Annotated in this window: 12 protein-coding genes and 1 tRNA gene; 3 read left to right on the forward strand and 10 right to left on the reverse strand. The window is 40.7% G+C overall.

Translation table 11 applies throughout. The annotated features are described in order from the left end of the window. Positions 1-101: 101 nt before the first annotated feature. From G626_RS0100215 to G626_RS0100255, 9 genes are all read right to left on the reverse strand, one after another. A tRNA-Glu gene (locus tag G626_RS0100215) sits at positions 102-173 on the reverse strand. A gap of 81 nt (positions 174-254) precedes the next feature. Then, positions 255-1,502, reverse strand: a complete 1,248-nt coding sequence (locus tag G626_RS0100220) for a tetratricopeptide repeat protein (protein ID WP_022930774.1) — start codon at positions 1,500-1,502, stop codon at positions 255-257. A gap of 94 nt (positions 1,503-1,596) precedes the next feature. Beyond that, positions 1,597-2,685 (reverse strand): flagellar filament outer layer protein FlaA, encoded by a 1,089-nt coding sequence (locus tag G626_RS0100225; protein WP_022930775.1) that lies wholly within the window; start codon positions 2,683-2,685, stop codon positions 1,597-1,599. Between the two features lie 83 nt (positions 2,686-2,768). After that, entirely contained in the window at positions 2,769-3,224 is a 456-nt protein-coding gene (locus G626_RS0100230; protein WP_196800443.1) for a GerMN domain-containing protein, read from the reverse strand. 20 nt (positions 3,225-3,244) lie between these two features. Beyond that, positions 3,245-4,276: an N-acetylmuramoyl-L-alanine amidase gene (locus tag G626_RS0100235; protein WP_022930777.1), complete on the reverse strand. Its 1,032-nt coding sequence runs from the start codon at positions 4,274-4,276 to the stop codon at positions 3,245-3,247. A 1-nt stretch (position 4,277) separates the two neighbouring features. Next, positions 4,278-5,963, reverse strand: a complete 1,686-nt coding sequence (locus G626_RS0100240) for an ATP-grasp domain-containing protein (protein WP_022930778.1) — start codon at positions 5,961-5,963, stop codon at positions 4,278-4,280. Positions 5,964-6,009: 46 nt separating this feature from the next. Then, on the reverse strand, positions 6,010-8,478 hold the full coding sequence (locus tag G626_RS0100245) for a cytidylyltransferase domain-containing protein (RefSeq protein ID WP_231365036.1): 2,469 nt from the start codon (positions 8,476-8,478) through the stop codon (positions 6,010-6,012). Further along, positions 8,462-9,427 carry a hypothetical protein gene (locus G626_RS0100250; protein ID WP_022930780.1) on the reverse strand — a complete coding sequence of 322 codons (966 nt, stop codon included), beginning with the start codon at positions 9,425-9,427 and terminating at the stop codon, positions 8,462-8,464. The genes G626_RS0100245 and G626_RS0100250 overlap by 17 nt, the downstream gene beginning before the upstream one ends. Further along, positions 9,402-10,928, reverse strand: a complete 1,527-nt coding sequence (locus tag G626_RS0100255; RefSeq protein WP_022930781.1) for a spiro-SPASM protein — start codon at positions 10,926-10,928, stop codon at positions 9,402-9,404. Before G626_RS0100255 ends, G626_RS0100250 begins: the two co-directional genes overlap by 26 nt. Positions 10,929-11,073: 145 nt before the next feature. Between G626_RS0100255 and xseA the strand changes: the two genes are divergently transcribed. The 3 genes from xseA (at position 11,074) to mutL (ending at position 14,514) form a co-directional block, all read left to right on the forward strand. Continuing rightward, entirely contained in the window at positions 11,074-12,285 is a 1,212-nt protein-coding gene (gene xseA, locus G626_RS0100260; protein WP_022930782.1) for an exodeoxyribonuclease VII large subunit, read from the forward strand. 133 nt (positions 12,286-12,418) lie between these two features. Then, positions 12,419-12,676 carry an exodeoxyribonuclease VII small subunit gene (gene xseB, locus G626_RS0100265; protein ID WP_022930783.1) on the forward strand — a complete coding sequence of 86 codons (258 nt, stop codon included), beginning with the start codon at positions 12,419-12,421 and terminating at the stop codon, positions 12,674-12,676. Further along, positions 12,673-14,514, forward strand: coding sequence for a DNA mismatch repair endonuclease MutL (gene mutL / locus G626_RS0100270; RefSeq protein ID WP_022930784.1), 1,842 nt, complete (start codon positions 12,673-12,675; stop codon positions 14,512-14,514). The genes xseB and mutL overlap by 4 nt, the downstream gene beginning before the upstream one ends. Before the next feature lie 32 nt (positions 14,515-14,546). On the opposite strand, the gene G626_RS17065 is transcribed toward mutL, so the two are convergent. Further along, positions 14,547-16,574: a tetratricopeptide repeat protein gene (locus tag G626_RS17065; RefSeq protein ID WP_022930785.1), complete on the reverse strand. Its 2,028-nt coding sequence runs from the start codon at positions 16,572-16,574 to the stop codon at positions 14,547-14,549.

The following is a 16,574-nucleotide window of genomic DNA, read 5'->3' on the forward strand; positions in this document are numbered from 1 at the left end:
TTGCGAAGCAAAAAATGCACGCCCTTTGGCGGGCAAGTTAAAACTCGGTAAGTACAAAATAAAAAAGCTCACCTAAGGTGAGCTCTTTTATTTTGTACGACCATCTCCTAGCAGAATTGAACTGCTGTTGTCGGGATGAAAACCCGATGTCCTAACCACTAGACGAAGGAGACATAAGTCATTTCTGACTTTAAGTAATATATCAGATCAGCCATTTTTCGTCAATAGCTTAAACCTTTATTTTTAAAATTTTTTTACATATTCATACCGAATTTTTTAACAAGTTTTTCCTGTAAAGGCTTGCATTCATCCGGATTCATTCCAAGCTTGAGGGCAACATCAAGGTCGTTCATAGACTGCTCGTATTCACCAAGTTCATAATAAGCCATAGCGCGACGGAAGTTTGTATGAGCCTGAAATTCATTTATTGCCAGAGATTTAGTATAACACTCTGCTGCTTCCTTATATTTTTTGAGAATAGAATAAACAATTCCCTTATAATAATATGAACGGAAAGCCTTTGGATCTGCATCTATACTCTTCTGAAAGTCTTCCAGAGCATCTTCCAGCTTGTTCATTGCAAAAAAGGCCATACCACGATGCTTATGGATTACAGCAAGGACATTTCCGTCCGAGTCAGGCACTGCCTCAAGAATTCGTGTGTAAATATCAACAGCCTCGGAAAGATGTCCGTCGTTATGGGCTTCAATTGCCTTAAGAAGAAGATCGTCTATAGTTCCCTGAACAAAAGGACTTACACGGTTAATATCCTCTTCTTTCTTTTCTGTTTTTTCATTCAAGAAACCATCTGCAAGACTATAAAAAGAACGTCTTCTTTCATCGAGCTCTCTCTGAAGCTTATTCTGATAATCCCGGATTTCCTGGAAGGTGATATCTGCAAGAGTAAGCGATGCATTGATTGAAGCAAGCTTACGGCGAAGCGGAATATCAAAAGGATTAAATTCAGTTTTGTAAATCAGCTCGTGTTCTACCTCTGCCCAGGCATCCTGTAAAATTGTACGAATCTGAATTTCGCAGACAATTTCATCTGATATGGGAGCAAGCCCCTCGTATTTGCCTGTAAGAGCAGGCTTAAATTCATCCGGGATTTTTACAAGAACATGCACAGATTCATAACCGAATTCTGAAAATTTCTTTTCTGCACCCTTTACTTCAACTTCTTTAATTTCAAAAAGTTTTTTAATCTGTTCAACACCAAGATTAATATCTTCCAGGAAGGCACAAATCATCCTGATACCCATCATATCTGTCAGATAAATCAGAGATTTTGTTTCTTCCATCTGTTCAGGTTTTAAGCGAAGTATTTTCTTAAAATAAGAATCAAAGCTTTTAACACGGCTCTTATAGGTAGGCTGAGCAGAAAGTCTAATATTCTGCTGAAGACGTTCTATAACCTTCCCCATTATTTCATTGAAATAATCTGTATATGATTCGTATATTTCGCGTATCTGTTTTTTTGAAATTAAATTCGCAGTTTCCATAGATTATTTTCCATCGAAGTTAAAAAAAAATACGCCCTGGGAATTACCATTTACCAATAACTTCCAGGGCGTTGGAATCAACTATTCAGGTTGATTATTTTGCATCAGCTGCCTGACCACCGTTGCTCTGTGCGTTAGAGCCACCTTCAGAGTTCAAGCTAGATGTGAATTCATCTTCTGTTGCGAGCTTAGCCTTCTCGAGATAGCGGTTAACCTGTTTGTTACCGAATCTCTGCATTTCTGCATTCTGGCGAGCCTTTTCTTTCTTACCAATGATTCCCCAGAGGTCTTCATCAGCAATGTCGCGGTCGCTTGTAAGAAGTGCCTTGTCGTAAATAACCTTTACGTCTTTGAAGTAACCGATGAAGTCGCCACCGATGTGAGCAGCATCACGTGTAATCTGGAATCCAGTGAACTTAACAAATGGAAGTCCGCGTGGATAGATTGGATATACACGAATTTCGCGGTTACGAATTTCAGAAATATACTGTGGATTGTTCCAGCGGAGTTCTTTCCATCCGTCGAAACCAAGGTATCCCATAAAGTAGCGGCGTTCAACACCGTCATTATCTGCCATAAGAACATAAAGTCCGTGTGGATAGTTCATACCCATTGTTGTAACAGAAATTGACTTAACAGTTCCTACGTTCTTTACAACACCATAACCATCTTCGAAAAGTGTTTTTCCACTTGCTTTTTCTTCGTCTGTTGGTTCCTGACGCTCACCGTTTTCATCAGCAGTTGCCAATGGTTCGTAAGCAGGAATATCAAACGGTGGCTCAATGCGAGCATTTGCATTTGAGTTCCATGTAGGGAATACGATGCGAACACCCATTACGTTTTTGCCAGCAAATGGGACATCTGCTTCACCTTTTACAGGAGCGGCAACAACTGTTGAGTCAGCCAAGCTTGAAACTGTCTTTGCAGATGAGTTCAACTTAACTTCCCATTCTGGAAGTGCCAATGAAGTTTTCATAAGATCTTTCTGATCTTCTGTGAAAGTTGCACCAGCGCTTACAGAGTAGTCCATAACTGTATGACTGTTCTGTGTCTGATTTCCATTGTCGTCAGCAACACAGTCAGCATCCAGAAGAGTAAAATCGATGAGCATAGCTTCATCAGCGAAAGCAACGCCACCAACAAGCAGCATAGCAGCTGCAATTAAACCAAAAGTCTTCTTCATTTGAAGCTCCTTTTTTATACTAATTCGATGTAGCCTTGTATTAAATTAATTATCTAATAAGTACACCGTTTTGTCAATGTTTTTTATTTTTCAAAAGCAGTTTTTCCTTCGATAAAAATCTCAACGGAATCAATTTTTGAAAAATTTTTAATTATATTTTTTTTGAGGAGCTCAATCCCCTCTCTGATTTCAATAACTCCATCTCCCATCTGTAATAAATCAGCTGAAAGATTTACATAAAGCACATGATCTCGTTCAAAACATGAAATAACTCTTGTTCCGGGTGTAAAAAGCCATTTTGTTCGCTCTACCGTTGAACCAAGCAGTATTTCATCTATATATAAGTTTATATCACCCTGGTGGGGATGATTTGTAAGATTTCTGTATTCGATGATATATTTTCCATCTTCTGCAGAAGGAAAAATGAAGGTCCGTCTGTGTGTATCTTTTGTTACGATATAGCAGAACATTGAAAAAACAAGCAGACCTGCAATTAAAAGAGAAATAATAAAGATAGGAAAGCTTTTATTTTTTAACATATTAATTGTAGCTTTAGCTGTCATTTTATCGAAGTAAATCCTTGAGAACGTTCAAAGTGAGTAATAAACGCTGCAATTCCATTATATATTCCAAGGGTAGCTTTTTTCAAGTATCTTTCATCATTTAAAAGCAGAGCCTCTTTTTCATTGGAAACAAAACCAAGCTCTATAAGGACACTAGGCATGTTTGAATTACGCACAACAAACCATTCTTCGGCTTTAATACCGCGGGCTGTTGATTCCTTACCTATCTGTGCCTGCAAGCCATCCATAATAAACTTGGCAATCATAATGCTTTCGGTTGTATACTCTTCTTCCAGCATGGCATTAAGGGCTGTATAAAGATTTTCATCACCATCAACTGCAGATTTATCCAGAACATTACGTCTATAGCCCGGAGAAAGATACCATACTTCATAACCAGAAGAAGTTTTATTAAGAGAAGAATTTACGTGAACCGAAATAAATAGTACGGCTTCGTTTTCGCCAACCTTTACGCCGTTAGCAATATCAGTTCTTTCTCCAAGAGTAAGGAACTTGTCTGTATTGCGGGTAAGGATAATCTGCTTTCCAGGATAAGCCGCCTTAAGACGTTCTGCCAGCATTTTTGAAACCTTGAGGGTAATATCTTTTTCCTGAATTGTTACGTTTTTACCGTTGATTTTATAAGTTTTAAGGGCACCGGGATCTTTTCCACCGTGACCGGCATCAATGAGGATTGCCCCTACTTTAAATGGAAGTTCCGATTTCTGATTGAAAAATTCTTCACTGTCATCAAGGAATTTTTTAGAAACATAAAGCTGATTATCACGAAGCTCGGGCGCATCAGTTATCATCATTCTTATGCTGTCCAGCAGCACCATGCGCTCTCCATTACGGAAGGAAAGCTGATGTCCGTTCTTTTCGATAATTCCGCTTTCTGAAAGTGAATCCCAGTAAATTGTCATCCCGGAATTTTTGCTTTTTTCAAGAAGGGCAATATCATTTGCGGCAAAAAGCCCTGCCGCAAAAAGAAGGATATTTATAAGGCTGATGATTTTCTTTAGCTTCATATTATTTTCCACCCAGTTTTTCTACAGTATCTGAAACATAAACTGCTGCCTGAATTCCGCCCCGCATAAGAGCAGACCAGAAACGTTTTGCATCAAGTTCAGGATGCTTTGGCCGCAAAATATCAAATTTTTCTGCAGTTTCTGCAATTGTATTAAAGTTCCAGTCTCTTATATTTATATAGTCGGCAGTCTGGAAAACTTTTGGAATAAAATCTGAGGCTTTTTGATTTTGAGGAATTGTTCCATTTATCTCTGCCAGAAGTGACGGCGGAAGTTTTCCGAAGGCCGATGGTGGAAAGTCCTTTTCGTCCTTTTGTTCTGCACCGGCAAGGAAATCTTCTGTACGTTTGTTATCTGCTTCAAGAGTGATAAAAACATCAGCTACAGCATCCTGGGCAACAGCAATGGCTGCCTCGCGGTCGTGACTTACGGCAATTACATTTCCGCATTTTTCTACATTATTGCGGGGAAAATCAACTTCGCTTCCAAGCTTTACGGTAGCTCGCGGCAATACATCAAAAACAGCTCTGTCTGAATAATCCTTAATATTTTCTATATATTTTACTTTGCCTGGAATACTCATCCAGGCACGTTCTGCAGAAGTACGTAAACATGGAACTTCATAAAGCTCGTATGGTTTTTCTGCATCACGGCATATCTGACTTGGAGTGTAGTCTACTCTCTGGCGGCGTTTTATGAGTTCTTCCGGTTCCCAGCCTGCAGCAATCAGAATTCCCTGTTTTGTAAGATTCAAATCTGAAGCATAAGGATAGGTCCAGCCGGACATATAGCCGCCCGAAAGACGACCTGCAATTTCACCAATCATAGGGCCTTTACTTGTGTATTTTATGTCTGCCTTGGCTGCACCACAGGTAAGTCCAAGAGCCTTTGCTCCAAGGGCAAAAACTGAAATGAGTTCGTCGTGCATTTTTTTGTCGATTTCAGCCGGCATTGTGTGGCCTATTTCAATAAAATATGGCGGATATTTTATATGGCGGATTGCAAAGCCTGTAACCGTAAATGTACCGTTATAAACCAGGGCATCAATAGAAAACTCCGGACCTTCCATATATTCTTCGACAATTGCATAGCCTGTGCGGCTGCACTTTACTGCAATTTCAACTGCCGGCAGAAACTCTTCTTCGCTGCGAACCATACGGCAGCCGCGGGCACCCATATTGTCTACGGGTTTTACTACCAGCGGGAAGTTCATAAGTGATAAAACTTTGTTTAATATGGATTGCTTCGCCTGCGGCTCGCAATGACAGTTGTTAGACTGCGGCTCGTCATTACATAAATCTTCTTTACTAACCTGAATAAAAGCCGGTGAAGGAACTCCCTTGTCTGCAAAGCATCGTCGCATGACAGTTTTTACGCTTGCGTTGATGGCAGCCTGGTGGCTGTGAGCCGGTAAGCCTAAAGCCTCGCAGACATAACTTACACTTGCAGAAAAATCTGTACCGGCTGTAAATACAGCTGCAAGCCCCCCCTGACTGGCCTTTAATTCTTTTGCATATGCGAGAATGCCTTCTTTATCTTTTAAATCAATTTTACGGAATGTATCTGCATAAGGAATTGCAACAGCTTTATCGTCCGCATCAATTACATGAACGGTAAAGCCTGCTTCTTTTGCACTAAGGATTGCAGGCTTTTGCATAAGGCCTGCACCTAAAATCAATATATTCATTTTCCCACCTGATATTATCCGGTCCAGCCGCATAATGACATTTAGATTATATTTTCTTGCAGTAAATTTCTACTGTATCGCCAAGTCTTTTTGCATGGCTTTGTGCTTCAACCAGCATCCATTTTAGAGAACCCGGTTTTGCTCCACTCTTTTTTATTGAAGGGAAACGCTCGGGGTGATGACCTGTAGAAACAATTCTTTCAACCTTAAATCCAAACTGGCGAAGAATTGAATCTGCCCTGCCCGGTTCCCAGATGGTATAATGGTCTGTAGGACTTATCTGATAAAAATGATCTTTATCGCTTACTGCAGAAATACCTTCTCCGCTTGGTGTTGAAAAAGCAAATACACCGCCTTTTTTTACCAGTGAAGAAACCTTGCGAAGTACACTGCCCAAATCCTTAAAGTGTTCTATAACATACCACATTGTAACTATATCAAACTGGGCAATTCCAAATTCTTCTGCAGTATCAATTTCCGGGAAGGCAGAACATACAGCCGGCAGTTTCAGTTTATTCTGAACATAAGCAACTGCATCATCTGCAATATCAGTTCCAAAAGCATTAATTCCATTGTCAGTAGCGGCAGACAAAAATGGACCATAAGCACAACCAATATCAAGAAGAGTCTCACCACGGGCACCGGCAAGAGATTTTATTACACTAACACGGCGCATTCCCTGGGCTTTTATGGATTCAAAATCTTCTTCGTAAGTTTTTCCATACTGCTTTTTATAATCTTCAAAAAAATAAGCCTTCTGATATTTTTTATCTTCAATAGTTGTATAGGCCATATAGACCATTCCGCATTTTGAACAGCGGCGGTATGTTCTTGTCTCATTACGGGAAATAACTTCATCCGGCTTTGAAGGAAAGCTTCCGCATACAGGGCAACACATTTTCTTTCCTGCAGAAAGATGACGTAAAAATTCACCAAGTGATTTTTTATCATCACTTATCAGCTTACCGGCATAAAGATTTTCAGAATCGAGTGCAGATTGAAGTGCAGAATCAGAAATCACCTTATCTCCGACAAAGGCAAAGTTATATTTTTCTGCAAGTTTTTTATGAAGTTTTGTTGTAGGCAGAAGAATTACACCGCAGCCGGCATAAACTGCTTCAAAGGCTGTGAGACCATAATGGGTGGCAACAATATCATATTCAAAAAGCTTTTCTCTAAGTCCTGCTATAGGCTTTACAAATTCAATATTTGGCCCACCTGCTTCCTCAATATATGGACTTGCTTCATTTGAAATAATGGCTGTAATCTTAGCCTCAGGAAACTTTTTCATAAATGCTTTGGCAGCCGGAATTGTCAGGTTTGCAGGATCTTCCCCTCCAAGACAAATCAAAATCTTTTCTATTTTCTTTTCCTGATCTGCATCTGGCTGTGGTCGTACCTTCTGTGGCTTTGTTATAAAACCCGAATCACTTTTATTTGCAGGGCGGTCAGATTTATATGAAGGAATAATGTCTAAAAGATAGTCGCAGTAGTCAGTATATTTTGAACCTTCATCTATAGAAATAAGGCTTCTGTTTTTAGAAAGTTCCTTAAGCTGATTTTCTGTCAGTTCAAAGGTATCTGTAATGATTGCCGGCAAATAACTTTCATCCGGAATAGAGCTGATAATCTGATTTTCTGCAAGGCCAGAAGCAATATATTCTTTAACGATAGAATCTGTTTCTGCAAGACTTTTATCTTCCGGAATATATACAAAAGCTCCGCATTCTTTTGCTGCATTAAGGCAGCGGTGTAAATGACCTGTTCCGTGTCCCTTTACAACTGAAGGTACAAGAACAACAGGATACTTTACGTTATTTGATTTACAAGCCTCAATAATCTGCTCTGTTGAATAAGGACCTTCGTAGCCCTTTGTCTTCATATAATTAATAATTGAAAGTGCACGAAGATAATCTGAATATGTATCTATAGTTGTACGGAGTTCCGGAAAGGCGTAACGGCGTGGGGAAGGCACAAAGTCGCAGACATATTTATCTTTATGATTATAAAGGGCCGGACCTACATGCTCGTGGTCGTAAGGGTCATTTGTTTCACCTGCTGCCTTTTTCAAAGAATCAGCTGAAAAAACTTCTACCCCGCTGCCATGAGGCAGACCGGAATAAGTCAGATAATCGCAGCTTCCCTTGCCGGTATTTTTTTCTTCAAAAAGAGCGGCAGATTCTTCTGCGGCCTCATAAAACAAAAATGGATTATCAGCAGTTGCACGAATTACAGTTTTAGCCTTTATTGTCTCAAGAAGCATGGTAAAGCGGGTAAGAACATCATCCAGAGGACCTGCAAAGCATTCAAAGCCATACTGGCTGCATACAGGAAGCAGCTGCTCATAAGACTCTTCATCAGTTGCTACATAATAATAATCTGCCTTTACCTTTTTCATAGAAGATAAAACCCATGCAAGCACGGGCTTTCCACCAAGATCTTTCAAGGCTTTACCGGGAAGTCTTGTAGAGGATAATCTGCATTGAACTATAACTGCTCTATTTGTCTTCATCATTGCGGCTCCAGTTCTGTACAAGTGAGGTTAAATCCATTTTGAAACGGAATTTATTTTTCGCTACCCAGATTTTTGCTGCATTATATTGTCTGCGGGCTTCCATAATTCCACAGGAAGAATGACCTAAAAACACAAAGAAAGAAGAACGCTTCATATAGCCCTGTTCCATTTTGATTTTTGGAAGCTCATTTTTCAGATAGTAGCGTAGATAATCGAGATTATAGGTTGTATCGCTTACAGGTGGCTCATCGATATATGAAAACTGCATAAGAGAAGTAAGTACTGTCTGCTCGCCCCAAAGCCAGGAACGAAGGGCTAAATCAAGGTTCTGCCAGTAAGGCGAATTGATAGTCCAGTCAAAACCACCCAGTTGAATAAACTTTTTTCTATTATATAAAGCAACATAATCAAATGGAAAGAGAGTTTTCTTTCCGTTTGCTATTTCAGAAGAAGAATCAATAACAAAATGTGTGCGCTCTGCACTAGGACTGAAGGCACAAGGTAGTGCATTTTTTTGATTATCGAAAAGACGGGGTACTATACAATATGGAGAATCTGCTGTAAGACGCTCTGCAAGATGAGGAGGAATAAAATTTGCCGGAAGATTTAGACTGTCACGCAAGACCAGCACATAATCTGACTCAACTTCGCTCATTGCAAGATTAATAAGGTCTCCATCGTTAGTTTTTTCAAGCGGAACCAGAAACTTTATCATCGGATATCTTTTTGAAACATCATCTGTAAAATTACTTGAATCATGTTCAACAGAAACAATTGTCTGAAAATTACACTGTAAAAGATTTTCAAAAACATGAAGCTTAAAATGGCTGCCACTGCTATTGAGGAGAATTACAGAAATATTGAGGGCCTTTGGATCTATTGTTTTTGGTCCTCCGATAATTGTTCTGTTAATTTGATGTTCACTAAAAGTTAAAGGTATACCATTCATCGCATTTCTCACAATTAGCGCATTTTCCGGCGCAGCAATAGTTTTTATTTATATGATTTTCAAGAAGGTCGTCTGTTTTATGCCAGATTTCTTCCAGAGACTGATTAAATACATTTCCTGTAATATTTTGATTCCAGCAGGTACGGCAGGCTGGCACATCTCCGTTTACAAGAATTGTAAAGTCGCGGCGAAGGTGCCAGCATGGGTCTCGTTCTAAAGGAGACAAATCTGCCGGCTTGCAAGGAGGCAGCTGGCCCGCAAAATCATCATATTTCTGAATTATGAGATTTCCACCCGAAGGATTACTTTTTTCATTCCAGTAGCGGTAAAAGGCTTCGAGCTCTGCTTCATTTTCGTTCATGCGGACAAACTGAGGATAAACATTGCCGGGAAGAGCCGACTGCAAAAGTGCTACAGCGTTTACTGCTGTCTGGAAGCTTGAAACCGGGCTGTTTTTATGGAGCTTCTGATAAGTTGGCTCACTTGCGGCATCAAGAATGACTGCAACCATGATTTTTTGCCAGCCGTTTGTGCGTGGTGCAGCTGATTTTTCGAGCTGGGCAAGTTTTTCAGCAAAATCCTGTGTAACTGCAAGGCCATCTGTTTCAAAAAATACAGAAAGTCCCTCGTAGGAAAGGATTTTTTCAACAATTTTTAAGAAATCAGGGTGATAAAGAGGCTCACCAAAGGCCGAAAGACTGATTACAGCCTTTTCACTGAAAGCCGCAATCTGCTCTATAAGGGCTGCACACCTTTCGTAAGGCATTGTATTTTGAGAATAGTCATGCTTTGGCAGATAAATTGATTTAAAGTTTACTCTATCCGAAATCTGAATATTATAGAAGCCTGGAACAGTTTTTAGGCAGGCCGGATTTTTAGAAGCAAGCTCTGAAAGCTTTTCTACATCAGCTAAAGTCGAGACATCAGCTCCAGCGCCGACAGCGGCTTCAAATAAAGCCTTACACTGCATATAATTGTCTTTTTTACCGCAATGGAAGGCTAAACGCAAAAGGCGCCAGTCTGAATCTGCAATAATTGTTTCTACATCAAAGGAATTAATATCAGTTTTAATAAGATTATAGATTGCATCACGGGAAACAGGGGCATCTCCGAGGGCTTTCTGAGTCGTTTTAGAAAGTTCTGCAAGAATTCCAATTGTTCCGGCATTCAGGGCTTCCGGCGCAAAACCATAAGGATAGCCGTCTGCAAAGGTATATTCTGATTTATATTCGATTTGAGAATCAAGAATCTTCTGAGCAAGATTTTTATTAAGATATGGAAGATCGTTATAAGAAAAAAGTACAGTCTCTGCCTGATTTTCGTCGCAAAGCTTTTTCATATCTGTTAAAAGGTCTGATAAAGTTTGAGATTTTACTGTATATGAGGTCAAATTAAGGGAAGAAGCCCATTCTGCAGTCAGTTCTATGGCTGATTTTCCATTAAAAGCCTTTTCTTTTGAATAATTTGAGTCTTCGTCATAAAAAATTACTATGGTTTTCATCAAATTCTTTATCGGCATTTCATTGAATAAGTTAATAAAATAAGGTAAGTTGAAAATATAGAAATACTGTCATGCTGAACTTGTTTCAGCATCTCTTATTAAAGATTCCGAAACAAGTTCGGAATGACACTTTGGGGTGGGGAAAATGAACGCAGCAGATTTGCCACAAAATATAGTTTTCAGCGTTTCGCAGATTACAGACTTAATTAAAGAAATTTTAGAGACCTCCTTCCGCACAATTACTATCGAAGGCGAAATTTCTAACTGGAGACCTAGTGCTGCAGGTCATATTTATTTTACCCTTAAAGATAATAATGCACAGATAAAGGCCGTTATTTTCCGTGGTGCCGCTATGAGACTGAACTTCCGCCCAAAAGACGGAGACAAGGTTCGCTGTACAGGAAGTCTTTCTGTTTACGCCCCACAGGGAAATTACCAGATAATAGTAAATACAATGGAAATTGCAGGAGCCGGCAACATACTTCAAATGCTGGAAGAGCGAAAAAGAAAGCTTGCCGCTGAAGGACTTTTTGATGAAAATCGAAAAAAGCCTCTTCCACCCTTCCCGCGAACAATCGGAGTTGTTACAAGTCCTACGGGTGCCGCAATCCGCGATATTCTGAACGTTACAAAGCGAAGAAATCCCGGTATGAATATCATAGTTCTTCCTGCCATAGTTCAGGGAGAAGGAGCCGCCCAGACAATCTGCAAGATGATAGAAATTGCAAACTTTTACCAGCTTTGTGATGTCCTGATTGTAGGACGAGGCGGCGGTTCCCTTGAAGACCTGCTTCCATTCAGTGAAGAAAGCGTTGTTCGAGCAGTAGCTGCATCCCGCATTCCAACCATTAGTGCAGTAGGACACGAAATTGACTGGGCTTTGTGTGATTATTCTGCAGACCGCCGGGCACCAACTCCATCTGCTGCCGCAGAAATGGCAGTACCTCTCCTGGTCGACATAAAACAGGACCTGGCTGATTACAAAAGCAGCCTTTACGAGAGTATAAAACAGAGAACTGAGAAAACAAGACTTCTTGTAAGATCGTTTAATCCGGAAAGTCTTGAGGTACGCTTCCGAAATATTCAGCAGCCGCTACTAAACCGATTCGCTGCTGCCCGCGAGGCTCTGCCTCAAAATCTTCAGGACAAAATCCGGGACCTTCGCGTACGCATAGCACAGAGCCGCACCGTTCTGGAAAACGCCAGCCCCCAGACAATTTTCGACCGCGGATATTCGATGGTTACCGACGCAAATGGAAAAGTCGTACGGGATGCCACTACGGTGACAGTTGATGATAAACTCTTCATAACACCGGCCCATGGAAAGATTACTGCAAATGTTGTTCAAATTGAATGATATTTGATTTTTATAAATTAAACGGATGGCGACGGAGAGGTTCCGATACTAAAAAACATCATCCCGTTTTTTAGTATCGGGGTTCTCGCAGGCGCCAGATATTGAGATTTCGTAGAATAAAGAGGAAACGAATATGAATACATTTGAACAGAATTTAGCAAAGCTTGAACAGCTTACGTCAGATATCAAACGCAGCGACATTTCGCTCGAAGATGCTCTTAAGGATTTCGAAGAAGGCATCAAGCTTGCATCCGGCATGGAAAAGCAGCTGGATGAAATTGAAGGAAAAATCCAGATTCTCATGAACGAGCCGAATCCTATGACAAAAGACAATCCGCCTCAGATGGATCTTTTCAGCGATGACGGCGAAGTAAACGGAACCCGCAAATGAGCCAAGAAAGACCTGTCCGCACTCTGAATCCCGAAGTTGCAAGAAAAATTGCAGCCGGAGAAGTAATTGACCGCCCCAACGCAATAATCCGGGAGCTTATGGATAATTCCATAGACGCCGGAGCTACAAGTATTACTGTAGAAATCTCTGGCGGCGGCATAGACAAAATCAGAATAATTGATGACGGAACAGGCATGACAAAGGATGACCTGACCAATTGTGCCCGCCCTCACGCCACAAGCAAAATTGAATCAGAAGTTGACCTTATGAATCTTTCAACTCTTGGTTTCCGCGGTGAAGCTCTTGCTTCAATTGCAGCAGTTTCCCGCCTTTCCATCCAGAGTGGCGGCTATAAAATGAGGGCCAGCATAACTGAAGATCACATCATAGAAGCGGCTCCTGCCCTCAAAGGAACAATCGTGCAGGCAGAAGGGCTTTTTGAAAACTTCCCTGCCCGCCGTCAGTTTTTAAAACGACCGGCTACAGAAGGCATTATGTGCCGCAACACCTTTATAGAAAAGGCACTTGCCCGCCCCGACCTCGCCTTTCGTTTTGTTGCAGATGGAGAAACAAAACTGGACCTTCCTGCAGGACAGTCACAGAAGGACCGCTTTGTAATGGCAAACTCTTACAGCGAAGGGCCGGAACTTTTTTATGAGTTTGGCAATTCATCCGGAGGAGAAAATCCGGAATGGTCTTTTACAGTTGTGATTGGAGAACCTGCTGTTAGCCGCACTAACAAAAAGGAAATTTTCATTTACGCAAACGGCCGCCGCATTCAGGAATATTCACTTGTTCAGGCTGTTGAATATGGAGCCCAGGGATTTTTTCCTAATGGAACTTATCCTGTTGCTGCAGTTTTTGCCCAGGTTCGCCCGGACCTTATTGATTTTAATATTCACCCTGCAAAAAGAGAAGCCCGTTTTTCTGATATTTCTGCCCTTCACCATGGTCTAAGTTCAACAATAAGAAACTTTTTTCATCAGTATACTTATTCTAATTTTACAGAAGACAAGCCTGCTGACGAAGAGCGGCCTCAGGAATTTGATTTTACAGCACCGGTTTACGAAAAACATATTTCTTACAAAACATCAGAAACAAAAGCAGAAGCCCTCTCTGACTTCCGCTCTAAATACCTTGGAATAAAAAGCGGTGGCAGCAGTTACTCAGGCTCTGGCACAAGTTCAGGCGCAAGCTGGAATTCCAGAGCCTCCTCAACAAGCACAGGCAGCACAAAGGCACTGGCAGAAGCAGCACTTTCCGCCGCATCTCCAACTTCTGCAGCTCCAGCAAAAGTACGCTACATAGGCCCCTGTCTGGGGACTTTCCTGCTTGCAGAAAAAAATAACTGTCTTTATATTATAGACCAGCATGCAGCGCACGAACGAATTTTATTTGATAAACTTATGTCTTCACAAGCCGACTCTGCCAGACAGACTCTGCTTATCCCATATAAAATAAAAACAGAATCAAAGACTCAGGATAAACAGCTTGAAAAACTGAAAGACGAATTAAGCAGAATCGGTTTTGAAACAGAACACACTTCAGATGGACTTTGGGAAATCAAAACAATTCCAGACCGCTGGACCGGCACAGAATACGAACTGAGGACTTTACTTTTTGTAAAACAGGTTGAACCTAAAGAAATCATCCGCTCAATTGCCGCCATGACAGCCTGCAAAGCCGCAGTAAAAGACGGTTATGTTCTGGATGATATTACAGCCGCCCGCCTTGTAGAAGAAGCCTTTACACTGGAAGATCCTCACTGCCCTCATGGCCGGCCTATTTATACAGTCATCAGCCGGGAAAAATTATTCGAGCTTGTTAAAAGAACCTGACACGTTCAACCACAAACAGCCAGGTCTTTTATTTAATTTTCAAGTACGGCAATCAGACTGTCTACTTCTGCTTTTCTGAAAGAAGGATTTTTCTTACGGACATACAAAAGATTTTTATAGGCTCCCTGTGTATCACCGGTCTGGAACTGAGCCTTTGCAAGTCCGACAAATGCTTCAAGATTAGACGGACTTTTAGATGTAATTTTACTGAAATTCTGAATTGCATCCGAAGGCTTTCCTCCCTTTACCTGGGCATTTGCAAGGTTCAGCAGAGCATCTTCATCATCCGGTATTATATCAAGAGCAGCCTTATAGTATTTTTCTGCATTTATAAAATCCTCTTTAAGCATATAAGCCGTGCCAAGATTATTATTTACACTAAAATCATCCTTATCAATTTTATAAGCTTCCTGCAAAAGAGTAAGTGCTTTGTCTACATCGGCACTGCCTTCGGCCATATAAAGTGCACTCAAATTAATTTTTGATTTAACATGATCTGGATTTAAAGAAAGTGCTTCCTGATAAAACTTTTTTGCATCATCAGTTTTATTATTTCTTTCCTGAATAAGTGCATAATTATAAGTGATATTTGCCTGCTGAGAATCATTAATCAAAAAGTCTTTTTCATCATAGGCAATCCAGCCATAACGGGAAGCTTCTTCATACTTTCCGTCATCATACAAAACCTTAGAAAGATTGTAAGCAGTTAGAGTTTTTTCTTCACTTTTATTCAAAGACTCCAATGCCTTTTTATACTGAGTTTCAGATTCAGCATATTTTCCATACTGATAGTAAACAGAACCGAGTTCCATTACTGCAGCTGTATTATCAGGGAATCGCTGAATAAGATTATCATAAGCCTTTACGCATTCGGCAAGCTTCCCCTGGCGGTTATAAACCCGCGCCTGCTCTATATACCCCTTTTCATAATCCGGATTAATTCTTACTGATTTTTTGAATGATTCAAGAGCATTATTTTCATCATTCAATTTTACATAGGTAAGGCCCAGGTTATATACACTAGGAGGGAACTGACTGTTCAGTTCTATTGAGCGGGTAAAAGAAGATTTGGCGTCTGTATATCTTCTGAGCATGTACTGAAGTTTACCCATATCATAGTAATAAAGATAATTTGATTCATTGAGGGCAATTGCTTTTTCAAGTTCACTTAAGGCCCTGTAATAATCCTTTTTCTTCTGGGCATCCTGTGCCTGAATGTAATGAGCTGCATCACTGTCCTGTCCGCTTTCTACAAGTTTCTTTGCAAGCTCTAGACCTTCATCAATAAGCTTTTGTTTTTCTGCTGCAGAAGTTGCCTCTGCAAGACATTTCGCAATTTCTTCAAGTTTGGCTTTTGTTCTGTCTGCAGCTGCATTTTCTGCAGCTTTTTTAGAAGCAGCTTCTTCTGCATTTTTCTTATCAATTTCTGCTTTTTTTGCAGCAGCTTCTTCGGCTGCCTTTTTAAGCCGCTTTTCTTCCTCTGCTTTTTGCCTTGCTGTTTCTGCAGCCTTCTTTTTTTCAGCCAGCTCTCTTTCGTTTTTTTGCCGGATTTCTTCTTCGGCTTTTTTTTGCGCTGCTTCTTTGCGGGCTTTTTCTTCTGCTGCTAAACGGGCTTTCTCATCTGCCTTTCTCTTTTTTTCTTCTGCTGCCTTGCGATCTGCCTCAGCCTTACGTTCTGCGGCGGCCTTTTTTTCTGCAGCTTTTTTTTCTGCGGCCTTTGCCTCAGCTTCTCTGGCGGCCTTTGCCTCAGCTTCGCGGGCGGCTTTTTCTAAGTCAGAGTCAGAATTTGAATCAGAATCTAAAAGGCTATAATCTTCTACACCTTTTCCATACTCATTATCAAAAAGATCCGCGCCGGAAAACTCTTCACCATAAGAATGCCCCTTACCGTCATAAAAGTTGCGTCCGTTTTTTCTACGGCTTGCAGAAGAACAACCTTCACACTTCATCAGAAGCAGCAGCATCACAATAACAAAAACTATAACTGCACCACCACAAATTCTTCTTAAGCGGATATTTTTTTCTTCGTCAGATAAGTCTTTCCAGCGCTTAAATTGCAT

Origin of the sequence: Treponema bryantii NK4A124 (assembly GCF_000421345.1) — a bacterium.
GTDB lineage: Bacteria > Spirochaetota > Spirochaetia > Treponematales > Treponemataceae > Treponema_D > Treponema_D bryantii_B.